The following is a 22,303-nucleotide window of genomic DNA, read 5'->3' on the forward strand; positions in this document are numbered from 1 at the left end:
AACCCGCAAGTGGAAGCTCGCGGGGATTGCATCCGCCGAATATGACGATCAGGACGACCGCATTGGCCTAACCTATTCAAAAACCTCATGTCTTCCGTTTGCCGACGGCGCGGCGCCGCCTCGCCTGCGCAGGCTAAGGCGTGGTTCAAAGCCGGTGGTTCACAGCCGGAGGATCACGGCGGAGAATATCGAGCTGGCATTCCTAGGGAAGCGGCAGCCGGTCCAGCTGGCTCTGCGCCTTCTTGACGGCGGCCGCATACCAGCTCTGGCTCGGGGCTTCCTTGGCGAAGCACGCCGTGAAGGCGGTCATTGCCTTGTCCTCGCGGGCCATCTCGCCGCGCGGGTCTTTCTTGTCGACGGGCTTTGCCATCATCTGCTTCCAGACCTTCTCGCAGGTCGGGATCGGGGCGGTCTTCACGGCCTCCCTTGCCGCGAGGAAATAGACCTTGTCGCCCTGGATCGCGACGACATCGATTTCGTCCGGCGGGCCCTTGAGGCCGCCATTGCCGCGCACGCCGAGCACAGCGGCTGCCACGCTCGCCTTGACCGGCTTGGTGATCGGCAGCTCTGCGTAGATCGCAAAGGCGGCGTCCTGGATGGCGTAATAATAGAAGCGGTCGGATTTCAACGCGGCGCCGCTCTCCTGAGGCATGCCGTCCTCGCGATGCTCGCCAAGCCAGTGGCTGAGCAGCCCGGTCGTGGTCACTACAGCCTGCATCTTGTCGCCTTCGGATGCGAAGCTCAGCCCGTCGAGATGGCCGAAGCCGATGTCGTCCTTGAACAGCGTATCGACGTTCGACTTGCTCTCGGCCGGGAGTCCCTTGATCGCGACCGGACCGACCAGGCCGCGCAGCACGCCGGCCAGCTCCTTCAGGGCCGCATCGTGCTGCTGGTAGATCTCGTCGCTCTCCTTGGCATTCGAGAATTTTGCGATGTAGCGGTCGCGCAGGTCGAGATAATGCTGCTCGGGCGCGGCCGCCCCGGCGGGCGCGGCCAGGACGAGCAGGCAGAGCAAGGCAAGCAATCTCATTGCAATTCCGGGAAGACTGGAGAGCGATCTCCATCTTTGTGCCGACGCCGCGTGCCAAGGTTCATCCATTGGCGGAACGCGGGTGCCCTACTCTGCCGGCGTCAGTTGCTCCCGGTTCAGCCGCACGGCCGCCGTCTCCCGCACGCGAACGCGGGCGCGGCGCTTGCGCCACCAGATCACGACGCCGGTGACAGAGAGCGCGGCGACCACGAGGCCCATCACCGAGATCAGGATACGCCCGAACAGTCCGACGATGCGGCCCGAATGCAGCGGAAACTGCGCCTGCACGAAGATGTCGGCGGCGGTGCCGACCCAGGGCAGCCGCTCGCCAATGGGGCGGCCGTCCTCGCTGTCGTAATAGAGCTGCGCCGGGCCGACGCCGCCGGCACCGTGATCGTCGCCGGGATGGAAGAACGCGGCGGCGTAGACGCCATGGGCCGGGCCGTAGCTGAGCGCGCCGACCGGGGTGGTCCAGCCTCGCGCCTTGCCGTCGGCGGCCGCGCGGGCAGCAATCTCGGCAAACGTCATCTTGGGCTCGATCGGATTATCGAGATCGCGATAGGGCCGCTGCTCATAGGGTGTCGGGGTGTAATTCGACACCATCTTCATCAGCGGCGAGAACACCTCGAAGTAGAGGTTCAGCGAAAACGCGGTGAAGGCGATGATGAACAGTACGCCCCACGTCCACAGGCTGAATGCGCGGTGGATGTCGAAATTGATCCGGTAGGCGCTGCCCGAGGTCTTGATGGTCCAGGCCGGCGCCCAGCGCGCCCAGAAGCCGCGCTCGAGCTGGCGCGCGACCTCAGGCGCCCGCGCGGCCTTGGCGCGCCGGCGCGAGGGCAGCGTCAGGTAGAAGCCGACGAAGCAATCGATGGTCCAGATGATGGCGATGATGCCGAGCACGCGCATGCCCCAGCGGTCGCTGCCCCAGAATTCCGGGATGTGCATCGTGTAGTGCAGCTTGTACAGAAACGAGACGAAATTCTCGCGCGTGACGGGCCACACCGCGCCCCAATAACGCCGGCCAAGCTCCGCGCCGGTGTTGGGATCGAGGAAGACCTGATTGTAGTCGAGCGGGTAACGCTTGCCGGTCGCGGGATCGATCCGCGGCATGACGAAGAACCACAGCGAGTGGCCCTGCTCCGGCGTCATGAAGAGGTAGACGACGCGCGCGCGGGGATCGCGCTGCTCGATCATCTTGGCAAGCTCGAGCGAGGGAATGGCCGGGCCCTTCGTGGAGACATCGAACAGATGGCTGTTCAGGACGTCGTCGAGCTCGTGATCCCAGGAGATGATCGCGCCGGTGATGCCGGAGAAGAACAGGAAGGCGGCCGTCAGCAGTCCCGCCCAGCGATGCAGTTTGCCGAATATCGCTCTCATCGCTCAGATCTCATTCCCACTGGGCCCGGCCCCTCATTTGCCGGACCGCTTTTCGATTGGACTCGCCGCCGGCAGTTCAGCCGGTGGGCCTTCGGCCTAACGCAGGGACAGTTGCAGTGCGAGAGGTCCGACATTAGAATTTATCGAGACTGGCCAATAAGCTGCGCGACAAAGCGTCCATGCGTGATCGGGTGTCGACGCAGCCGCGTGCGTTACGGCCAATCGGCAAAATTCAGCGTCGGTCTCGATCGCCCCGCTCTCGCGCGTGCCGCAACGCGCCGACGCCATACGCCCGGTGCCTCGCCGGTGTGCTTGCGGAAAAAGCGGCTGAAATAGGCGGTGTCCGTGAAGCCCAGCGCAAATGCGATCTGCTTGACGGCGATGGTTCCAGCCTCCAGCCGCGTCGCCGCTTCCCTGACGAGGCGCTGCTGAATCAGCTCGCTCGGCGAGCGCTTCAGCTCGCGGCTGCACAGCGCGTGCAGGCGATCCGGCGTGGTGCCGAGTAGACTGGCGTAATCGCTGACGCGCAAGTGCTGTTGATAGCGCTCCTCGAGCAGCCTGCGGAACCGGCTCAGGATCTCGGTGCTGCTGCTCTCCTCGTTGCGGTTCCCGTCGCCAGCGAACAGGCGCCAGAATCGCAGCACGCACAGCGTCAGCTCCGCCGACATGATCGACGCTGCACCGCTGCGTGCGGGCGTGGCGACCTCGGCGGCGATCGCCGCGATGGAACGCGCGATCGTGGCCGCGAGATCGGCCTCGACCTGCAACGCCAAGGTGCCGCCCGCCCCCTCGAGCGCGAGATAGGCCGCCTCTGCCGATGGCGGGAGATAGCGATGCCAGATACCGGCGCGCAATTGCAGCAGCTGCGCAGTCGTGCCTGCCGACACCTCCAGATAGTCGGCGGATCCTGCCGGGAGCCAGACCAGCGCGGGTCCGACCGTCCGCATGGTCCTGCCGGCCTGACCGATCTCAGCGGTCCCGCCGCCGGGAAGGCAGAGCAGATGAATGAACGGACGGGCCGCTTTCGAGGTCAGCGTCCATCGCCGCGCGACGTAATGCGCCGCGATCAGCTCGGCGCCCACAGGCACAGCCCCACTCGGGGCGGGTGCCGGTGCCGGATCTGAGCCCGCGACGCCTCGACGCACTTGGCCATCGAGGCCAGAACCGTCCAATCTTTCACCGGATTTGTCCATTGTGCGAGCAAAGCTCGGGATGCTTGCTAGGTCAAGTCTCGGTGGCGGCCGGCTCAATGATGCCGCCCTGGAGAAAGTCGGGACCAAAGAGGAAACGACCACTCACGTCGATGCCAACAGTCGCTTGAGTGCAACAGGAGGGAGACACGATATGTTTTCGGCGAACCGTCGAACGTTGCTGCGCGTCGCTGGCCTTGCGGCTCTGGCCGGAACGCTCTGGACCTTTCCGTCCACGGCCGATGCGCAGGAGAAGATCCGGATCGGCTACGCCATTTCCAAGACCGGTCCCTATGCCGGCGGCGCCGGCATCACCACCCTGCCCAATTATGAGCTGTGGGTGAAGGACGTGAATGCCGCCGGCGGCATCAAGCTCGGCGACAAGAAGCTACCGATCGAGGTGGTCGAATATGACGACCGCAGCAGCTCGGAAGAAGCCGTCAAGGCGATCGAGCGCCTCGCCAACCAGGACAAGGTCGATTTCATTCTTTCGCCGTGGGGCACGGGTCTCAATCTCGCGGTCGGCCCGACTCTGAACCGTCTGGGCTACCCTCACCTCGCGGTCACGTCGGTGACCGACAAGGCGCCGGAGCTTGCCAAGCGCTGGTCGAACGCGACGTTCTGGCTCGGGACGTCGGCCCAGATATCCGAGGGGCTCGCCGATCTGCTCGGCAAGCTGAAGAGCGAAGGCAAGATCGGGGCGAACATCGCGATGGTCAGCATCGCCGACCAGTTCGGCATCGAGCTGTCCGCCGCGGGCCGCGAGGCCTTCAAGAAGCACGGCTTCAAGCTCGGCTATGACAAGACCTATCCGATGGGCACGCAGGATCTCCAGCCTCTGTTGAAGGATGCGATCGCCTCGAACCCGGATGCGTTCGTCGCCTTCAGCTATCCGCCGGATACGATCGCGCTGACCGAGCAGGCGCAGCTGTTGAAGTTCAACCCGAAGGTTTTCTATGTTGGCGTCGGCACCGCGTTCCCGCTCTACAAGGGCAAGTTTGCCGCCAACAGCGACGGCGTGATGGGCATCGGCGGTTGGAATGCCGAGTCTCCGCAGCTGAAGGAGTATCTGGCGCGCCACAAGGCCACGACCGGCAAGGAGCCCGATCGCTGGGCGAGCTCGATCACCTATGCGAGCCTGCAGGTGCTACAGCAGGCGATCGAAAAGGTCGGCAAGCTCGATCGCACCGCTGTCGCGGCGGAAATCCGTGCGGGCACGTTCGAGACCATCATCGGCAAGGTCAAGCTGAAGGACGGGCTGCTTCAGGAGGTCTGGAGCGTCGGACAGTGGCAGAACGGCGAGTTCTACGCCCTCGCACCGACCTCGCTGCCGGGCGCGCGTGCCGCGGTCGTGCCCAAGCCGCAGTGGCAGTAAGGCTGGTTGGCAGGCCTTGCGTCGGCGAGGCCTGCCTGCCGTCCGCTCAAGGGGACGCCGCTTCATGTTGCTTGTCGACATCATCCTGCCGGGCCTCGTGCTCGGCGGCATGTACGCGCTGATCGCGCTCGGGCTGACGCTGCAATATGGCGTGGCGCGGATCATGAACCTCTCCTATGGAGAGTCGCTGGTCGCGGCCGCCTTCGGCGCGTTCTCGCTCTACGGCGGCCTTGGGCTGAGCCCGCTCGCGGCGCTGCTGCTGGCGGTCCCGGTCGCGATGGTGCTGAACTGGCTGCTGTATCGCTTGCTGCTGGAACGGCTGATGCGGCGCGGCAAGGACCGGGGCGCGCAGGAGATCGACAGCATCCTCGTCACCTTCGGCGTGCTGTTCGTGATCCAGGGCGCCATGCTGGTCGCCTTTGGCGGCCAGTACTACAGCTATAGCTATCTCTCCATTCCGCTGACGATCATGGGCTCGACGCTTGCTGTCAATCGGCTCGTCGCGCTGCTGTTCGCGGCGCTGGTCGGCGGCGCCGTGTATCTCGCCCTCACCCGCACCCGGATCGGCACTGCCGTACGCGCCATCGCAGTCGATGCCAACGCCGCGCGTCTCGTCGGCATCGACGTCGCGGCCCTGTCGGGGCTGGCGTTTGCCTTTGGCGGCGGCCTCGTCGCCGTCGGCGGCGTGCTGATCAGCATGTTCCTCACCTTCAATGCCGCGATGGGGGTGGTCTTCACCATGAAGGCACTGGTCGTCATCATCATGGGCGGTGTCGGCAACGTCATCGGTGCGCTGGTCGCCGGACTGCTGCTTGGTGTGGTCGAGACCGCGGTGGCGCGGCTGGTCGATCCCGGTCTGACGCTGGCTGCGACCTACGCACTGTTTCTCGGCGTGCTCGTGATCAAGCCCACCGGCCTGTTCGGCAGGGCGGCGTCATGACGGGGCCCGTCCGCATTCTGCTGTGGTGCGCCGGCCTCGCCCTCGCCGCATGCCTCGTCACCTATCCGCTCTATGCCAACGGCTATTATCTCGCGCTCGGCATCAGCGTGCTCTATTTCACGATCCTGGCGACCGCGTGGGCGATGTTCTCGGGCCCGACGCGCTACATCTCGCTTGCAACGGTCGCGTTCTTCGGGCTCGGCGCTTACACGGCTGCGGTGCTCGGCGAGACCATGCCCTGGCCGGTCGTGCTGCTGGCCGCAGCCGGCGTGGGCGCACTCACCGCCGCAATCACCGGGCTTTCGACGCTGCGGCTGTCCGGAATCTATTTCGTGATCTTCTCCTTCGGCCTGGCCGAGCTGATCCGGCAGCTCGTGATCTGGTACGAGGTCAACATCCACAAATCGGTCGGCCGCTATCTCTTCAGTGCGGTGACGCAGGACGTTCTCTACTGGCAGCTGCTGGGCTTGACCGCGGTCGTCTTCCTGGTGGGCTGGATGCTCGGGCGCTCGCGCTATGGGCTGGCCCTGCGCGCCATCGGCGCCGACGAGACCGCGGCGAGCCATTCCGGCATCGATGCCACGCGGATCAAGCTCGGCGTCTTCATTCTGAGCGCGACCTTCATGGCGGTGACCGGCGCGGTCATGGCGCCACGCTGGACCTATATCGATCCGGCCATTGCGTTCAATCCGACCATCTCGTTCCAGGTCGTGATCATGGCCCTGCTGGGCGGCGCGGGCTCGCTGTTCGGGCCCGTGCTGGGCGTCATTCCCCTGGTCCTGCTCTTCGAGGTGCTGACGGCGACGCTGCCCAACCATTTCAGCATCGTGCTCGGCGTCATCTTCGTGTTCATCGTGATGGTGTTGCCGAACGGCGTGATCGGCCTGTTCGGGGCGGGCCGCTGGCGTGTTCCGGCCGGCGGTCCCGCCGCCGCGCCCGCCCGCGCGGGCGATGCACCGCTGCTCGCGGTCGACGGTGTCAGCAAATCGTTCAGCGGACTACGCGCCGTCGACGGTGTCAGCTTCACAGTCACGCCAGGCGAGATCATCGGCATCATCGGCCCGAACGGATCCGGCAAGACGACGCTGCTGAATACGCTGTCCGGGGCGCTGCGGCCCTCCTCGGGCACGATCCGGCTGGGCGGCATCGTCCTCAACGGTATGCGCGCGCACCAGATTGCGCGCCTTGGCCTTGCGCGCACGTTCCAGCTGGTGCGCGTGATGCCGGACCTGACGGTGGCCGAAAACGTTGCGGCGGCGCAGCTGTTCTCGACGACGAACGGCTCGGGCGCAACGGCAAGCGAGCTGCTGGACCTCGTCGGGCTCGGCAAGCTGCAGGAAACGCCCGCGAGCGACCTGACCTATATCGACCAGAAGCGGCTCGAGCTTGCCCGCGCGCTGGCGCTGCAGCCGCGCCTCGTGCTGCTCGACGAATGGCTGGCGGGCCTCAACCCGAGCGAGCTCGAGACCGGCATCGCGCTGATCGCGAAATTGCGCGATCGCGGCCTCACCATCATCATGGTCGAGCATGTCATGGATGCGATTCGAGCGCTGTGCAGCCATTGCATCGTCATGAATGCCGGCAGCGTGATCGCGCGCGGCGCGCCGGAGGCCGTGTTGTCCGATCCAAAAGTCGTTGCAGCCTATCTCGGAGGCGACGATGCTTGAGGTCGCCGCCCTCTCCCATTTCTATGGCAAGCACCAGGCTCTCGCCGACATTGCGCTCGCTATTGGGCAAGGCGAGATCGTCGCGATCCTCGGCGCCAACGGCGCCGGCAAGTCCACCCTGCTCAAGAGCATCGCCGGGCTGGTCAAACCTGCCCCCGGCGCAACGATCCGGTTCGAGGGACATCACATTGGCGAGCTGCCCGCCCACCTGATCGTGGAGCGCGGCATCGCGCTGGTGCCCGAAGGCCGCGGCGTATTCGGCGATTTGACGGTTGCCGAGAATCTGCAGCTCGGCGCCTACCCCGCCCGCGCCCGCGCAGGCGAGGCAGACCGGCTCGCGAGGATCCTGCGACTGTTCCCGCGCCTTGCCGAGCGTATGGCCCAGGCCGTTCGCACCATGAGCGGCGGCGAGCAGCAGATGGTGGCGATCGGCCGGGCGCTGATGTCGAACCCGCTGCTGCTCCTGCTCGATGAGCCTTCGCTCGGCCTGTCGCCCCTGCTCAGCCGCGAAGTGTTCCGTGCACTGGCGGAGATCCGTAGCAGCGGCCTCAGCGTGTTGCTGGTCGAGCAGAATGCGCGGGCGAGCCTCGACATCGCCGACCGTGTCTACCTGATCGAGTCCGGCCGCAACGCCGGCAGCGGGCCGGCCAGTGCGATGAAGAACGATCCGGAGGTCCAGCGCGCCTATCTCGGCAAGGCCCGCGCGGCCCCGTCCCCACCATAATCGCTCAATCCCGCCTGCAACCTTTGGAGTGCATCATGAACGCGATCGACCTTCTCATCGGCGGCAAGGACCAGTCGGCCAGCCATCAGCGTACCTTCCAGCGCCACAACCCGATCTCCGGCGACGTCGCGACGATCGTGGCGGCGGCCTCGATCGACGACGCGATGCGGGCCGCGGACGCTGCGGCCGCCGCGTTCTCGGCTTGGTCACAGCTCGGCCCGTCGGAGCGCCGCAAGCGGCTCAATGCGGCCGCCGACATCCTCGCGCGCCGTGCCGCGGAGTTCACCGCGCTGATGGTCGCTGAAACCGGCGCCACCGCGGGCTGGGCCGGATTCAACGTGCACCTGGCCGAAGGCATGCTGCGCGAAGCCGCGGCCATGACGACGCAGATATCCGGCGAAGTCATACCGACCGACAAGCCCGACAACCTCGCCATGGCGTTTCGCCAGCCGGTCGGCGTGGTGCTCGGCATCGCGCCCTGGAACGCTCCCGTGATCCTCGGCGTGCGATCGGTCGCGATGCCGCTCGCCTGCGGCAATACCGTGGTGCTGAAGGCGTCCGAGATGAGCCCGGGCGTGCATCGGCTGATCGGAAGCTGCCTGGCGGAGGCCGGCCTCGGTGACGGCGTCGTCAATGTCGTCACCAACGCGCCGGAGGATGCGCAGGCGGTGGTCGAGGCGCTGATCGCCCATCCTGCGATCCGCCGCGTCAACTTCACCGGCTCGACCCGCGTCGGCCGCCTCATCGCACTCGCATGCGCCAAGCACCTGAAGCGCGCGCTGCTGGAGCTCGGCGGCAAGGCCCCGCTCGTGATCCTCGACGATGCCGATCTGGACGCCGCCGTGAATGCGGCAGCGTTCGGCGCCTTCATGAACCAGGGGCAGATCTGCATGTCGACCGAGCGGATCGTGGTCGACGACAAGGTGGCGGACGCCTTCATCGCCAAGTTCGCCGCCAAGGCCAGGAGCCTTCCCTTGGGCGATCCCCGCAAGGGCAATGTCGTGCTGGGCTCGCTGGTCAGTGACGCCGCCTGCGAGCGCGTCCGGGGCCTGATCGACGATGCCGTCGCCAAGGGCGCCGTGCTCGCTGCCGGCGGCCACGGCAGCGGCACCATTATGCCCGCCACCATCGTCGACCATGTCACGCCGGCGATGCGGATCTATGGCGAGGAGAGCTTTGGTCCGGTCGTGACCGTGGTGCGCGTGAGCGGGATCGACGAGGCCGTGCGCGTGGCCAACGACACCGAATACGGCCTCTCCTCGGCCGTGTTCGGCCGCGACATCGCCCGTGCGCTCGGCGTTGCCAGGCGGATCGAGGCGGGCATCTGCCACGTCAACGCTCCGACCGTGCATGACGAGCCTCAGATGCCGTTTGGCGGGACCAAGGCGTCAGGCTATGGCCGCTTCGGCGGCAAGGCCGCAATCGACGAGTTCACCGAACTGCGCTGGATCACCGTGCAGACCGGGCCCCGGCACTATCCGTTCTGATCGGCGGGATGCAGGTCCGGTCTCCAAGGCCGGACCGTCCTCGCATTGTGCTCACCAGCGGTAGGTCAGCCTGGCGATGGCTTTCCGCCCTTCCGCGTAGAAGCAGCCCGACATGCTGTAACATGAGGCGACATAGCGGGTGTCGGCGAGATTGGTGACGTTCAGCGCCAGGCGCCAATTGTCCCTGTTGTAGGCCAGCAGCGCGTCGAGAACGGTCGACGATCCCACCTTGAACGTGTTGGCCTCGTCGCCCCAGGTCGCGCCGACATAGCGGATGCCGCCGCCGAACTGCAGGCCGGCGAGCGGCCCGTTCTGCAGCGTATAGTCGCTCCACAGCGAGGCGCGGTTAAGCGGCACAGTAGTTGGCGCCTTGCCGACATTCACCGGATCCTGCGTGACCATGGCGTCGACATAGGCATAGGCGGCGCGCAGGTTCCAGCCATCGGCGAGCGACATCGTGCCTTCGAGCTCGATGCCGCGCGACTTCACCTGCCCGATCTGTTCGTAAAAGGTGGCCGCGGGCACGTACACAGCGACGTTATCGCGCGTCAGGTCGAAGGCGGCGAAGGTGAACAGCGCGTTCCAGCCGATCGGCTGATACTTGACGCCGACCTCGTATTGGACGCCGGTCTCGGGATTGAGCATTTGTCCGCCAAACCCGGTCGCGAGCAGCGGCAGGAACGATTCCGAGTAGCTGAAATAGGGCGCGATGCCGCTATCGAAATTGTACATCACGGCGGCTCGGCCGGTGAAGGCCGAGGCGTCCTTCGCGGCCGTGGTATTGGCGATACCGTTATCGACCTGCGTGGTCACGAAATCCTGACGGCCGCCGAGCTGGAACGAGAGCCGGCCGAGCTTGATCTGATCCTGCGCATAGACGCCGACCTGGGACTGCTTGACGCCGGTGTTGTCGTACATGGCGCCGATGGCGTAGTCGTAGCTGTAGTTCGGGTTGAAGACGTTGATCTCGGGGGACGAGGTCGTGACGCCGAAGGCGGTGTCGCGGAAGGAGGTGTTGCGATAGTCGACGCCAACCAGCGTGGTGTGGCTGAGAATGCCGGTGGTGAACTTGCCCTGGAGCTGGTTGTCCACGGCGAATGAGTTGATGTAGGAGTTGCTGTAGCTGCCATAGCGCGCGAGCTGCCCTGCGGCCTCGTTGGTATAGCCGCCGCCGTAAAACACCTTCTCCTCATTGTGCTGATAGGCGTAGCGCAGATTTTGCCGGAACGTGACGTTGTCGGTGAAATTGTGCGCGAGCTGGTAGCCGACGGTTGCGATCTCGGTGTTGAATGCGTCGAAGCCCGGCACGCCCGCGAAGAACGAGACCGGGATGGTGCGGCCGTTGTTCGGCCAAACCGTGCCCGAGGCCGGCAGGAACTGAAGGCCCCACCCTGCCCGGTCCCGCTGATAGTTGGCGAGCAGGGTGATGGTGGTGTCCTCGTTCGGCTTGAAGGTGACGGCGGGCGCGATGAAGACGCGATTGTCCTTGCTGAAATCGACCTGGGTCTCGCCGTCGCGCACGACGCCGGTCAGGCGCCACAGCACCGTGCCTTCCTTGTTGGCGGCGCCGCCCATGTCGAACTGGCCCTGATAGCGGTTGAAGCTGCCACCCGAGATCGAGACCTCGCCGAACTGCTGCGCCGTCGGCAGCTTGGTCACGTAGTTGAGAACGCCGCCTGTGCCGCTGCCGCCATACATCGCGGAGGACGGACCCTTGAGCACCTCGATACGCTCGGCCCCATAGGGCTCGAGGCCATTGAAGTGCACGTAGTTGCTGGAGGGAATCCGCAGGCCGTCGACGAAGAGGCCCGGCATCGTCATGTCGAAGCCGCGGATCTGGAGGCCGCCGAAGCGGGTGTCCGAGCCGCCATTGACGTCGCCGCTGACGCCGGCGGTGTAGCGCAAGGCCTCGCCGATCGAGACCGCGCCCTGGTTTCTGATCTGGTCGGTGGTGATGACCGACACCGACTGCGGCGTTTCGATCAGCGGCGTATCGGTCTTGGTGGCGGTGCCGCTGCGCGTCGCAACGAAACCGCGTACCGGGCCATTGGCGCGTTCGCCCGTTGCACCGTTCGATGAGGCCGACTGGGTTGGCGCAGCCTGCTGCTCCGTGCTGCGACGATTGGCGCGTGCGGTACGTGTCGCCCCCGCCCTTCGCGACGACGCAATGGCCACCGGACGAGCCCGCTGCGTCGGCGCTTCGACGGTGACAGCGGGAATCTGCGTCTGGGCTTGGGCAGAGCCGAAGGGCGCGGCGACAGCAAATGTGCTGGCCGCACCGAGGAAGAGCGTCTGAATCTGTCGGCGGCGCGTGTTCTTACGCGAAGAAGGTTGGAAATCGGTCACGTCTGTTGAGCCCCACGCACTGCCGGCTTTGCCGGTATCGATCTTGATGGCCCGCCCTAACTCAGGCGGTTTCGGAGTGCGATAGGAACGGCGTTAGAATTTCTCCAGACGTGTGCACAGCACGTGCGACGCATGCGCTCATGCGCGCTGCTTCTTTGGAATTGGAATGCTTCTAGAATGTTTCTGTCAGTGTGTCAGGACCCGACCGCGTGCGACGGCCGCGTCGCGCAATCAGTGTTGCGACCAAAGCCAGGGGTGGGAGCGGATGAAGGTCACGTCCGGTCCGCGTGACAACAGGTCGTGCTCTTCTCGCCAGCCAGCACGCTGCGGCTGTTGCGGTCCGGCGGAAGGTCGCCAGCCGCATTCGCCGCAAAGAATCCGGTTGGCTTCAACACGAAGCCGGCATATTCCACCGGCATGATCGGGAAGTCTTCGGGCTTGCAGACATGGGTGTGGCCGAAGGAGTGCCACACCACGATGTCGGCATTCTCGATATTGCGATTCTGCGCGGCATAGCGCGGCAGGCCGTCACCGCCGGCGTGAACGTTGGGATAGTCGCCGCTGGCATATTTCTCGGCCGGATCGAATGCAGTCACCCAGATATGCCTTGTGGCAAAGCCGCCGCGCTTGCGCACGTAACTACCCTCCTGGGCCAGCATCAGCGGGCTGGGATTGACGACGAGCTTGTAGGCCGGTGCACCGCCGACCGAGTTGATCTCGTTCGGATTACTGATCTTCCAGAATCGGCCGGTCTCGCCATTGGCGACCGCTGCGGCGTCGCGCTCGCGCGACAGCACGCGCGTGGTGGTGTCGAACACGTTGCCGTGCGGATTGTCGTCGCCCCAGGGCCGCGGCACGAACTCGTGCTCCGTCACCGTGTTACCGCCGCCGTCGAGATCCATATGCAGGCGGACGTTGAAGAAGTGCTGGTGCGTGGGGCCGCCGAGATTATCGTCGACCATGCCGCCCCATCGGTACTTTTCGCCCGGCCGCACCGCGGCAGTCTGGATGATGCCGGTGAGTTTCGTCTCCAGCTGAATCGTGCCGTCCTGATAGAGATACCAGTAGAAGCCGTAATCGTAATTGCCGACGGTGGCGAAGAACGAGATCACGAGCCGCCGGGATCTCCGCACCTCGAACAGGCCGTTGCGAAACTCGTAGTGCTTCCAGGCAATCCCGTAATCCTCCTCATGCATGCAGATCGCGTTCTGCATGACGAAGGGCTCGCCCTTGTTGTCGGCGGCAGGCACGTCGAAATAGTGGATGTTGCCGAGGCAGTCGCAGCCCAGCTCCAGCGCGTTGGCGAGCATGCCGAGCCCGTATTCGCCGGCATCGAAGGCCGACTTCCAGAAGTGGCTAGCGGTCGGATCGGCGTAAGGCACCACCATCTCGGTAACGCTGGCGCGGCGGATCAGCGACCGCTTACGCGCGCCGTCCTGGTAGGCGAGCTGATGCAGCACGAGGCCCTCGCGCGGCGTGAAGCCCACGCGGAAGCTCCATTTTTGCCAGTCGACTTTCCAACCGTCGACCTTGAAGCTCGGCCCATCCGGCTGCTCGATATGCAGCGGCTTGATGTCGGTGCGCGGGTTTGGCACCTCATGCGCGCCGTAATTCCGTTTCTTGCGCGGAATCGGCACGATCGGATCTTCATCCGTGAGCTCGATGATCTTGCGCCCGATGAGGTCGACCACAGCGACCACGCCCTCGATCGGATGGGCGTAGCCGTTGTCCTGGAGATGCTCGCGAAAATAGCTGACGGCCCGGACAATGCGGGCGCCGCGCTCGAACTCCTTGTCGAAGAATCCGGAGGAGAACGGGTCGACCTGGACCAGCTCGATGTCCTTGTCGGTCAGCCCGCGCCGAACCATCGCCGCCCGCCAAGCGGGATCGGCCTTCACCACGGCATCGCACTTGAACAACTCTTCCAGCATCACCGGCGGCTGCCCATAGGGCGCCTCGCGGTTCGGCACGACCTTGCGGCCGACGATCTCGCCGCGGCCGAGGTCGACGATATGCTCGATGGCCTCGCCTGTGGCGACGTCGAGCGTCAACGCGAAGGCGCGGCGCCCCACCTCGCCTGAAGCCAGCTCCTGCTTGGTCGGCTCCTCCAGCCGCACCGTCGGGAAACGGCAGTTCGCCGCTGAGGTGGCCGCCGCCCGCACCAAAGCGCAAGCCGCGGTGATCTCGTCGGCCGTCAGCGGATCGAGCGGATGCGGTGTCGCGGTCTGCGCTCGCGGTTGGGCTTTGGTGGTTTCAAGCATGAGGACGTCCAAATATCAGGCGAGATGTGCGGTGATGGCGCGGAAGGCAGCAAACCAGCGCTGGTCGATCGACACGTCCATCGCCTTGGGCTGTGTTGCGAGCTTGACGATGACGGTGTCGGAGTCGAGGTCGACATAGAGGTGCTGGCCGTGAATGCCGATCGCGGTGAGCGCGTTGCGCGAAGGATCGATGGTGAACCATTTGCTGCGGTAGCGCGCGCCCGGGAAGAACTCGGCGAGGTCGCCATCGGCCCACGCCTTGGGATCACCGTTCTCGCGGATGTCGTCGATCCACCAGCCCGGCACCACCTGCCGGCCCTCGACGACACCGCGGCAGCGGATCATCTCGCCGAAGCGGACGAGATCGCGCGCGGAGACCGAGATGCCGCCGGCGATGCGGCCCATGCCGTGGCTATCGAGAGTGAGAGAGCCGTCCTCCTCCGCGCCCATCGGCTGCCAGAGAAACTCGGAGAGAATAAGATGGTAGGGCTTCCCGCAGGCGCGTTCATACACCCAGCCGAGCACCTCGGTATTGGGCGAGACGTAGTGGAACACCTTGCCGTGCGGCTTACCCGTGCCGCGCAGCGTCGTCAGATAAGCGCGCTGATGGCTGGGCTCGACGCCTGGCGGCGGCACGTCCCAACCCGAGGAGAACCGATAGCGCGCGACGTCGCCGGCGGGGTCCTCATAATCCTCCTCGAACTTGATGGCGACAGCCATGTCGAGCAGGTTACGGACGGTGCAGCCGGCGTAGACCGATGTCTCCAGCTCCGGCACGTAGCGCAGCACCTTCGCCTCCGGATCGACCAGGCCGCGCGCGGCCAGCACGCCGCCGAGCGTGCCAGCGATCGCCTTGCTGATTGAGCAGATCAGATGCGGCGTGGTCGCGCTCATGCCGTCACCATACCATTCGTGGATCAGCGTGCCCTGGTGCATGACGAGGAGCGTATCGGCAAAGGTTTCGCGCAGCGCGCATTCGATCGTGGTCGCTTTGCCATCAGGCCCGGTGAAGCCGAGCTTTGCCAGTTCGCGCGGGGCGCTTCTCATTGGCGTCGGCCGGGCGGAGCGGCGAATCTCTGCGGTCGGCAGCACTTCGCGGGTGTGGGTAAAACCCCAGCGGATCGCGGGAAAGCTGCGCCAATTGCCGCGCGTCACCTGAGCCTCGGGTACGGGCGGGCTGCCGCGCATGACATCGGTCGATCGCATCTCGCTCCCTCCGCGAAGCGCCGTCCCGGCAGCGATGTCGGAACGGCAGGACGGAAGCCTGCACCGCGGCGCTGTCAGGCGTTATCGAGATCCAGCAATATTTTGCTGGACAGCGTCTCTGGCCGTGCCAGTCTGGCGTGGTTCCTGCTCGCTGCTCGGCTCAAGGATTTTCGACGTACCGCCATGGCCTTAACGGCAAATCTTCCGATTCTGGACTCGGCTGCGGGCCTGCTCCAGGCGAACAGCACGGATGTCGATGAGCATTGCGCAAGCCTCGGCCGCTGGCGGCTGAGCTACGATCAGATCAGCGCCGGCGCGTTCCGGGGCAGTTTCACGCAACTCTCCTTGCCGCGGCTGGAGGTGTTCTGCGAGATCACCAGCCAGCAGGTCCGCCAATATGGCCAGCTTGGCGCCGACAGTTTTGGCATCGGCCTGCCCTGGCACGGCGACGGCGAGCTCAGCTTCAACGGGACCGGTGCCAGCGGCGCCCGCGTCCTCGCCAGCATCGACGCCGAGATCGACATGTGTACCCCGAAGGCCTTCGAGCTGCGCGGCGTCGTTGCCAGCACGGTGTTGATCGCAGAGCTCGCCGCCCGGCTCGACATCGAGCTGCCGCGCACCGCCTGGCACCGGCTGCAGGTGATCGAAATGGCGGAAGCGCCGGTCGCGCGGCTGCGGGCGCATCTGGCCGCCATTCAAGCGACGATCACGACCGCTCCGGCAACGTTCAACGATCCGGCGGCGAGGCAGGCCCTGGAAGACGCCCTCCTCGTCGAAATCATGGACATGCTGCCGACCGCACGTCCGAGCGATCCCGGCCGCAGTGCGGCGGCTCGGAAGCGAACCGTGGATCGTGCCCGCGAGCTGATGCATGGCAGGGGCGATCGCTCGCTCTCGCTGCTGGAGGTCTGCAAGGCCGTCGGCGCCAGCCCGCGCAAGCTCGGCTATTGCTTCCAGGAGGTTTTGGGCACGAGCCCGATGCACTATTGGCGCGCGATGCGACTGAACCGTGTGCGGCGCGATCTCAAGGGCGCCGGCGGCAACGAGACCTCGGTCTACGACGTCGCGGTGCTGCACGGATTCTGGCACTTCAGCCAGTTCTCGCTCGACTACAAGCGTCACTTCGGCGAGCTGCCCTCGCAGACGCTGCGTCGCGCGAGGTGTGCCGCCTGATCGGATTCAGCGATGCCGCAGCCGGCGGTTGACCCGGCGCGCCAGGTAATCGCCGGCGCTCTGGACTATCTGCACCAGTGCGATCAGCACGACCACGACGGCCAGCATCATCTCCGGCATGAAGCGCTGATAGCCGTAGCGGATGCCGAGATCGCCAAGGCCGCCGCCGCCGACTGCGCCGACCATCGCGGAATAGCCGAGCAGGCTGACCACTGCGAGCGTCAGCGCCAGCAGCAGGCCGGGCAGCGCCTCCGGGATCAGGACCTTGAGCACGATCTGAAGGGGCGAAGCGCCGAACGAGGACGCGGTCTCGATCAGGCCGCCGTCGACCTCGCGGATCGCAGCCTCGACGAGGCGCGCGATGAACGGCGTCGAGGCGATGGTCAGCGGCACGATAGCGGCGGTCGAGCCGATCGAGGTGCCGGCAACGAGGCGCGTGAACGGGATGATGGCGACGACGAGGATGATGAAGGGCGTCGAGCGCGTCGCATTGACGACGATGCCGAGCACGCGATTGACGATGGGCGCCGCGAACAGCTCGCCTTTGCGGCTGGTGGCCAGGAACACGCCGAGCGGCAGGCCGAAGGCGGTGCCGAGCAGCGCCGCGATGCCGACCATGTACAGGCTTTCGAAGGTAGCCTGGACGATCAGGTTGATGAGTTCAGGCGACATAGCCGAGACGCTCCGCCGAGAATTGATACTGAGAGAGCCAGGCGAGCGTCCGCGTCACCGCGTCCTCGCCGCCGGGAATGCCGAGCGTGAGCGAGCCGACATGCTGGCCGCCGATCTCGTCGATGCGCGCAGACAGCAGCGCGACGTCGAGCCCGAGCTCGCGCGCGAGCCGGGCCACCACGGTGTCGCCCGCCCCTGCCCCGCGCACCTGGATCCGGATCACGGCCTGCCCGCCGGCAGGCTGCTTCGAAACGATTCGGCTCTCCAGCGAGACCGGCAGGCTGTCGCCGATCACCTCGGCCAGGAAGGACTGCGTGATCGGATGTCTTGGCTGCGTGAAGATGTCGGCGACGTGACCACTCTCGACGACGCGGCCGGCGTCCAATACCACCACCTCCTTGGCGAGCTGGCGCACCACGGACATCTCATGCGTGATCAGCACGATGGTCACGCCGAGCTCGCGGTTGATGTTCGCAAGCAGATCGAGGATCGCGCGCGTGGTCTGCGGATCGAGTGCCGAGGTCGCCTCGTCCGACAGCAGCACGCTTGGCCGCGTCGCCAGCGCGCGGGCGATGCCGACGCGCTGCTTCTGGCCGCCGGACAGTTCGGAAGGATAGCGGTCGTGCTTGTCGGCGATGCCGACCAGCGCGAGCAGCTCGGCGACGCGGGCCTTGATGTCGGTCTTGGTCCAACCGGCGATCTCCAGCGGCAGCGCGATGTTGTCGGCCGCGGTGCGCGAGGACAGCAGGTTGAAATGCTGGAAGATCATGCCGATCGAGCGCTGCGCCAGCCGCAGCTCGCGGCCGGCCAAGGCCGAGATATCGCGGCCGTCGACGATCACGCGGCCCGTGGTCGGCTTCTCCAGGCCGTTGATCAGCCGGACGAGGCTCGACTTGCCGGCGCCGGAGCGGCCGATCACGCCGGTGACGGAGCCGCGCGGAATGGCGAAGTCGATGTCTTGCAGCGCGTTGACGCCGGGCTTGCCGCGATAGGCCGGATAGGTCTTGGAGATGCCGGCGAAACGGACCATCGCGTGCGGCACGGCGAGCGCGGGTGAAATCGCTTCGATCGTTTCGATCGGTCGTCCGATCGCGAGCGATTGGCGGGCATTCATGGAGATGGCCTTCATGCACGATAGCTCGGTCACCCAGATGCCCAGGGCACATGGGAACCGGTCGCGTCTGCGACGGGGTGAGAATGGCGACGAGGGCTCAATCGAGCGCGCTGCACCGCAGCACGCACCTTCGCTCTTTCTGGTCTTCCTTGCAATCTCAGATATTTGGGAGGACTTGGAGGAAGTTTTCCCGATCGCCTCCAGGCGGAGAAGATTATCCGCCGACTATCGGCGCTGTGATCACCGACCCCGGAACCGCGGCTTGCGGCGCGTCAGGAACGCCTCCACGCCCTCCTTGTGGTCCTCGCTGAGGCTGGCGAGCGCGAACTGATCGACATCCATGTGGCTCGCAAGGTCGTCCAGCGCATGCGCGAGCCGGTTGACGGTCAGCTTGGTCATGGCGACGGACAGCGGCGGCTGCGCGGCAACCTTGCGGGCAAGCTCCATGGCGGCATCGAGCGCATGGCCGGGATCCGCCACCTGCTCGACGAGCCCCCATTCATAGGCCTCGTCCGCGCTGATACGCTGGTCGGCTAGGATCACCGCCTGCTTGGTGCGGGCCGGCCCAATCAGATGCAGCATGCGCGGGATGCTCTGCCAGCTCATATTCATGCCGAGCCCGATCTCGGGCACGCGCAGATGCGCATCGCGCCCCATCACCCGGAAATCGAGCGCCACCGCGAGGGCGACGCCGCCGCCGACGCAAAAGCCTTCGATCGCGGCGATGGTGATCTGTTCCATCTCTTGCCAGACGTGCGTCAGGCGCGGCCCGAGCTTGAGGTGCCGCCGCAGCGCGCCGAGGTCCATCTCCTTGCGCGAGCGTCCCTCAGCGTCCTTGAGATCGAAGCCGGCGCTGAAGGCGCCCGAGCTGCCGGTCAGCACAACGACCGAGGTCGCTGCATCGTCCTCGAAGCTGCGCGCGGCCGCCGTGAGCTGGCGCAGCGCCTCCGGCGAGAGCGCGTTGATGCCGTCGCCGCGGTCGAAGCGCACGACCGCGATCCGCCCCTCCGGCCCGAGACCCTTCTCGATCTTCACGTAGTCGGTCACCATCATCTCCACGATGTTTGCGGGATGCTAGCGCACAACTGCCCTCACGCATACGTGCCAGGACTGCACTGCAACGAGCCCTCGACAGCCCCTAGCCATTGCGCCTATCTTCCGCCGCATGAGCCAAGATCACGACCATCATCACCACGATCACGATCATTCCGAGCTGTCCGAGACCGAGCTGCGCGTGCGCGCGCTCGAGACGATCCTGACCGAAAAAGGCTATGTCGAGCCGGCTGCGCTCGACGCTATCATCCAGGCCTATGAGACCAAGATCGGCCCGCACAATGGCGCGCGCGTGGTCGCCAAAGCCTGGACCGATCCGGCGTTCAAGACGGCGCTGCTGCAGGACGGCTCCAAGGCGATCGGCACGCTCGGCCATGTCAGCCGCGTCGGCGATCATCTCGTCGTGGTCGAGAACACGCCCGAGCGGCACAACATGGTCGTGTGCACACTGTGCTCCTGCTACCCCTGGGAAATGCTCGGGCTGCCGCCGGTCTGGTACAAGGCCGCGCCCTACCGCTCGCGCGCGGTGAAGGACCCGCGCGGCGTGCTCGCCGATTTCGGCGTCGCGCTGCCGAAGGACACCGAGATCCGGGTGTGGGATTCCACCGCCGAGACGCGCTTCCTGGTGCTGCCGATGCGCCCCGCGGGCACGGAAGGCTGGAGCGAGGAGCAGCTCGCCGAGCTCGTGACGCGCGACTCCATGATCGGCACCGGTTTCCCCAAGACGCCGGGCGCACCGTCGTGAACGGCGTGCACGACATGGGCGGCATGGACGGGTTCGGCAAGGTCGAGCCTGAGCCGAACGAGCCGATGTTTCACGAGGAATGGGAGTCGCGCGTGCTGGCCATGGTGCGCGCGATGGGCGCGGCCGGCGCCTTCAACATCGACACCTCGCGCTTCTATCGCGAGACCTTGCCGCCGCACGTCTATCTCTCGAGCTCTTATTACAAGAAATGGTTTCTCGGGCTCGAGGAGATGCTGATCGACAAGGGCTATCTCACCCGCGAGGAGGTCGCTGCCGGCCATGCGATGCAGCCTGCAAAGGCGCTCAAGCACGGCAAGTTCGACCGCGCCAATGTCGAGCGCGTGATGGTGCGCGGCAAGTTCGGCCGCCCTGCCCCGGCTCCGGCGAAATTCAACATCGGCGATCGCGTCCGCGCCAGGAATATTCATCCAGCCACGCACACGCGGCTGCCGCGCTATGTCCGTGGCCATGTCGGCGTGGTCGAGCTGAACCATGGCTGTCACGTGTTTCCTGACACGGCGGCGATGGAGCGCGGGGAGAACCCGCAATGGCTCTACACCGTGGTGTTCGAGGGCCGCGATCTCTGGGGCGAGGACGGCGATCCCACGCTGAAGGTCTCGATCGACGCGTTCGAGCCCTATCTGGATCCGGCGTGATGAGCAGCGCGCTTGCGGCCGCCGCGACGGCGGCGATCCCGAGCATTCCGTGCGACGACGACGGCCCGGTGTTCCGAGCGCCCTGGGAGGCGCATGCCTTCGCGATGGCCTTGAGCCTGCACGAGCGCGGCGTATTCACCTGGCCGGAATGGGCCGCAGCACTCGCAGACGAGATCAAGCGCGCCCAGGCCGCCGGCGACCCTGATACCGGCGAGACCTACTATCTGCACTGGCTCGCCACGCTGGAGGGCCTCGTCGCCCGCAAGGGCGTCGCGTCGATGGAGACGCTGCACCGCTATCGGAATGCGTGGGACCACGCCGCCGATCGCACGCCGCACGGCAAGCCGATCGAGCTCAGGCCGGAGGATTTTGGTTAGCTGTTGCCTCTCGTTATTGCGAGCGCAGCGAAGCAATCCAGAATCCCTCCGCAGTGGCAGTCTCGATTGCTTCGTCGCAAGGGCTCCTGGCAATGACGACAGAGCGAGCTTACCGTCCCGCCACGTACTCGTTCCACCCCTTCGCCCGCAAACTGCAGGCCGGGCACTCGCCGCAGCCGTAGCCCCAATCGTGCCGTGCGCCGCGTTCGCCGAGATAACAGGTGTGGGAGTGCTCGCGGATGAGATCGACGAGGCCGTCGCCGCCGAGGTCATGCGCGAGCCGCCAGGTCGCGGCCTTGTCGATCCACATCAGTGGCGTGTGCAGCTCGAACTGCTTGGCCATGCCGAGCGAGAGCGCGGCCTGCATGGCGCGGACGGTCTCGTCACGGCAATCGGGATAGCCGGAATAATCGGTCTCGCACATGCCGCCGACGATGTGGCTGATGCCGCGCCGGTAGGCCAGCGCCGCCGCAAAGGTCAGGAACACGAGGTTGCGGCCCGGCACGAAGGTGTTCGGCAGGCCGTCCGCGCCCATCGCGATCGCGACGTCGCAGGTCAGCGCCGTCTCGGAGACGGCCGCCAGCGTCGGGATCGACAGCGTGTGGCTCTCGCCGAGCCTTGCGGCCCAATCGGCGCGCAGGCCCTTGATGCCGTCGAGCAGGCGGTCGCGGCAGGCAAGCTCGATGGCGTGGCGCTGGCCGTACTCGAACCCCAGCGTCTCCACGCGGGCGAAGCGGCTCAGCGCCCAGGCGAGGCAGGTGGTGGAATCCTGGCCGCCGGAGAACAGCACCAGCGCGGTTTGTGAGGAAAATGCATCACTCATGGCCCGCGCTTTAGCATCGCACGACTTGCCCGCCAATCGGTGGAAATCGGCCAGTTCCGCCGCCTTGTGCTGGGATCGGAGGCC

The 22,303-nt window shown here is 66.0% G+C and carries 19 protein-coding genes; 9 read left to right on the forward strand and 10 right to left on the reverse strand.

Going from position 1 to position 22,303, the window contains the following annotated elements:
* Window positions 1-202: 202 nt before the first annotated feature.
* The 3 genes from I6F36_RS05990 to I6F36_RS06000 form a co-directional block, all read right to left on the reverse strand.
* Window positions 203-1,030, reverse strand: a complete 828-nt coding sequence (locus tag I6F36_RS05990) for a hypothetical protein (protein ID WP_225171114.1) — start codon at window positions 1,028-1,030, stop codon at window positions 203-205.
* A gap of 87 nt (window positions 1,031-1,117) precedes the next feature.
* The gene (fsrB, locus tag I6F36_RS05995) at window positions 1,118-2,410 is read right to left on the reverse strand and encodes a siderophore utilization protein FsrB (protein WP_036028050.1); all 1,293 of its coding nucleotides are present in this window, start codon (window positions 2,408-2,410) and stop codon (window positions 1,118-1,120) included.
* Window positions 2,411-2,622: 212 nt separating this feature from the next.
* Entirely contained in the window at window positions 2,623-3,498 is an 876-nt protein-coding gene (locus I6F36_RS06000) for a helix-turn-helix domain-containing protein (protein WP_225149684.1), read from the reverse strand.
* A 256-nt stretch (window positions 3,499-3,754) separates the two neighbouring features.
* Between I6F36_RS06000 and I6F36_RS06005 the strand changes: the two genes are divergently transcribed.
* From I6F36_RS06005 to I6F36_RS06025, 5 genes are all read left to right on the forward strand, one after another.
* Window positions 3,755-4,975 carry an amino acid ABC transporter substrate-binding protein gene (locus tag I6F36_RS06005; protein WP_036028048.1) on the forward strand — a complete coding sequence of 407 codons (1,221 nt, stop codon included), beginning with the start codon at window positions 3,755-3,757 and terminating at the stop codon, window positions 4,973-4,975.
* Window positions 4,976-5,039: 64 nt separating this feature from the next.
* Complete coding sequence (locus tag I6F36_RS06010; RefSeq protein WP_036028047.1) at window positions 5,040-5,915, forward strand: branched-chain amino acid ABC transporter permease; 876 nt, start codon at window positions 5,040-5,042, stop codon at window positions 5,913-5,915.
* On the forward strand, window positions 5,912-7,582 hold the full coding sequence (locus tag I6F36_RS06015) for an ATP-binding cassette domain-containing protein (protein ID WP_050996039.1): 1,671 nt from the start codon (window positions 5,912-5,914) through the stop codon (window positions 7,580-7,582). The genes I6F36_RS06010 and I6F36_RS06015 overlap by 4 nt, the downstream gene beginning before the upstream one ends.
* Entirely contained in the window at window positions 7,575-8,306 is a 732-nt protein-coding gene (locus tag I6F36_RS06020) for an ABC transporter ATP-binding protein (protein ID WP_036028046.1), read from the forward strand. The genes I6F36_RS06015 and I6F36_RS06020 overlap by 8 nt, the downstream gene beginning before the upstream one ends.
* 35 nt (window positions 8,307-8,341) lie before the next feature.
* Window positions 8,342-9,793 carry an aldehyde dehydrogenase gene (locus tag I6F36_RS06025; protein ID WP_225171115.1) on the forward strand — a complete coding sequence of 484 codons (1,452 nt, stop codon included), beginning with the start codon at window positions 8,342-8,344 and terminating at the stop codon, window positions 9,791-9,793.
* Between the two features lie 51 nt (window positions 9,794-9,844).
* On the opposite strand, the gene I6F36_RS06030 is transcribed toward I6F36_RS06025, so the two are convergent.
* The 3 genes from I6F36_RS06030 to I6F36_RS06040 form a co-directional block, all read right to left on the reverse strand.
* The gene (locus I6F36_RS06030; protein WP_225171116.1) at window positions 9,845-12,139 is read right to left on the reverse strand and encodes a TonB-dependent siderophore receptor; all 2,295 of its coding nucleotides are present in this window, start codon (window positions 12,137-12,139) and stop codon (window positions 9,845-9,847) included.
* A gap of 272 nt (window positions 12,140-12,411) precedes the next feature.
* A complete protein-coding gene (locus I6F36_RS06035) occupies window positions 12,412-14,400 on the reverse strand; it encodes a primary-amine oxidase (RefSeq protein ID WP_225171117.1) in 1,989 nt (662 codons plus the stop codon).
* Between the two features lie 15 nt (window positions 14,401-14,415).
* Complete coding sequence (locus I6F36_RS06040) at window positions 14,416-15,606, reverse strand: serine hydrolase (protein ID WP_225171118.1); 1,191 nt, start codon at window positions 15,604-15,606, stop codon at window positions 14,416-14,418.
* Between the two features lie 183 nt (window positions 15,607-15,789).
* On the opposite strand from I6F36_RS06040, the gene I6F36_RS06045 reads away from it, so the two are divergent.
* Complete coding sequence (locus tag I6F36_RS06045; protein WP_225171119.1) at window positions 15,790-16,779, forward strand: helix-turn-helix domain-containing protein; 990 nt, start codon at window positions 15,790-15,792, stop codon at window positions 16,777-16,779.
* A gap of 6 nt (window positions 16,780-16,785) precedes the next feature.
* Here the strand turns inward: I6F36_RS06045 and I6F36_RS06050 are convergent, their stop codons facing one another.
* From I6F36_RS06050 to I6F36_RS06060, 3 genes are all read right to left on the reverse strand, one after another.
* Complete coding sequence (locus I6F36_RS06050; RefSeq protein ID WP_057029183.1) at window positions 16,786-17,451, reverse strand: methionine ABC transporter permease; 666 nt, start codon at window positions 17,449-17,451, stop codon at window positions 16,786-16,788.
* A complete protein-coding gene (locus I6F36_RS06055) occupies window positions 17,441-18,580 on the reverse strand; it encodes a methionine ABC transporter ATP-binding protein (RefSeq protein ID WP_225171120.1) in 1,140 nt (379 codons plus the stop codon). The genes I6F36_RS06050 and I6F36_RS06055 overlap by 11 nt, the downstream gene beginning before the upstream one ends.
* Window positions 18,581-18,805: 225 nt before the next feature.
* Entirely contained in the window at window positions 18,806-19,612 is an 807-nt protein-coding gene (locus I6F36_RS06060; protein ID WP_225125408.1) for an enoyl-CoA hydratase/isomerase family protein, read from the reverse strand.
* Window positions 19,613-19,730: 118 nt separating this feature from the next.
* Between I6F36_RS06060 and nthA the strand changes: the two genes are divergently transcribed.
* The 3 genes from nthA to I6F36_RS06075 are packed head-to-tail and all read left to right on the forward strand — an operon-like array spanning window position 19,731 to window position 21,396.
* Window positions 19,731-20,363, forward strand: coding sequence for a nitrile hydratase subunit alpha (gene nthA, locus I6F36_RS06065; protein WP_035999337.1), 633 nt, complete (start codon window positions 19,731-19,733; stop codon window positions 20,361-20,363).
* A complete protein-coding gene (nthB, locus tag I6F36_RS06070) occupies window positions 20,360-21,019 on the forward strand; it encodes a nitrile hydratase subunit beta (RefSeq protein ID WP_057029182.1) in 660 nt (219 codons plus the stop codon). Before nthA ends, nthB begins: the two co-directional genes overlap by 4 nt.
* Window positions 21,019-21,396 (forward strand): nitrile hydratase accessory protein, encoded by a 378-nt coding sequence (locus I6F36_RS06075; protein ID WP_036028031.1) that lies wholly within the window; start codon window positions 21,019-21,021, stop codon window positions 21,394-21,396. The genes nthB and I6F36_RS06075 overlap by 1 nt, the downstream gene beginning before the upstream one ends.
* Before the next feature lie 109 nt (window positions 21,397-21,505).
* On the opposite strand, the gene queC is transcribed toward I6F36_RS06075, so the two are convergent.
* On the reverse strand, window positions 21,506-22,219 hold the full coding sequence (gene queC / locus I6F36_RS06080) for a 7-cyano-7-deazaguanine synthase QueC (protein WP_225125410.1): 714 nt from the start codon (window positions 22,217-22,219) through the stop codon (window positions 21,506-21,508).
* Between the last annotated feature and the right edge of the window lie 84 nt (window positions 22,220-22,303).

Source organism: Bradyrhizobium sp. BRP19, assembly GCF_020194195.1.
Taxonomy (GTDB): Bacteria; Pseudomonadota; Alphaproteobacteria; order Rhizobiales; family Xanthobacteraceae; genus Bradyrhizobium; species Bradyrhizobium yuanmingense.

Coding starts and splice junctions, on each gene's coding strand:
- I6F36_RS06020 (WP_036028046.1), top strand. CDS start 7,575: ATGCTTGAGGTCGCCGCCCTCTCCCATTTCTATGGCAAGCACCAGGCT.
- I6F36_RS06035 (WP_225171117.1), bottom strand. CDS start 14,400: ATGCTTGAAACCACCAAAGCCCAACCGCGAGCGCAGACCGCGACACCG.
- I6F36_RS06040 (WP_225171118.1), bottom strand. CDS start 15,606: ATGCGATCGACCGATGTCATGCGCGGCAGCCCGCCCGTACCCGAGGCT.
- I6F36_RS06045 (WP_225171119.1), top strand. CDS start 15,790: ATGGCCTTAACGGCAAATCTTCCGATTCTGGACTCGGCTGCGGGCCTG.
- I6F36_RS06015 (WP_050996039.1), top strand. CDS start 5,912: ATGACGGGGCCCGTCCGCATTCTGCTGTGGTGCGCCGGCCTCGCCCTC.
- I6F36_RS06010 (WP_036028047.1), top strand. CDS start 5,040: ATGTTGCTTGTCGACATCATCCTGCCGGGCCTCGTGCTCGGCGGCATG.
- I6F36_RS06005 (WP_036028048.1), top strand. CDS start 3,755: ATGTTTTCGGCGAACCGTCGAACGTTGCTGCGCGTCGCTGGCCTTGCG.
- I6F36_RS06050 (WP_057029183.1), bottom strand. CDS start 17,451: ATGTCGCCTGAACTCATCAACCTGATCGTCCAGGCTACCTTCGAAAGC.
- I6F36_RS06025 (WP_225171115.1), top strand. CDS start 8,342: ATGAACGCGATCGACCTTCTCATCGGCGGCAAGGACCAGTCGGCCAGC.
- queC (WP_225125410.1), bottom strand. CDS start 22,219: ATGAGTGATGCATTTTCCTCACAAACCGCGCTGGTGCTGTTCTCCGGC.
- I6F36_RS06055 (WP_225171120.1), bottom strand. CDS start 18,580: ATGAAGGCCATCTCCATGAATGCCCGCCAATCGCTCGCGATCGGACGA.
- I6F36_RS05990 (WP_225171114.1), bottom strand. CDS start 1,030: ATGAGATTGCTTGCCTTGCTCTGCCTGCTCGTCCTGGCCGCGCCCGCC.
- I6F36_RS06075 (WP_036028031.1), top strand. CDS start 21,019: ATGAGCAGCGCGCTTGCGGCCGCCGCGACGGCGGCGATCCCGAGCATT.
- fsrB (WP_036028050.1), bottom strand. CDS start 2,410: ATGAGAGCGATATTCGGCAAACTGCATCGCTGGGCGGGACTGCTGACG.
- nthA (WP_035999337.1), top strand. CDS start 19,731: ATGAGCCAAGATCACGACCATCATCACCACGATCACGATCATTCCGAG.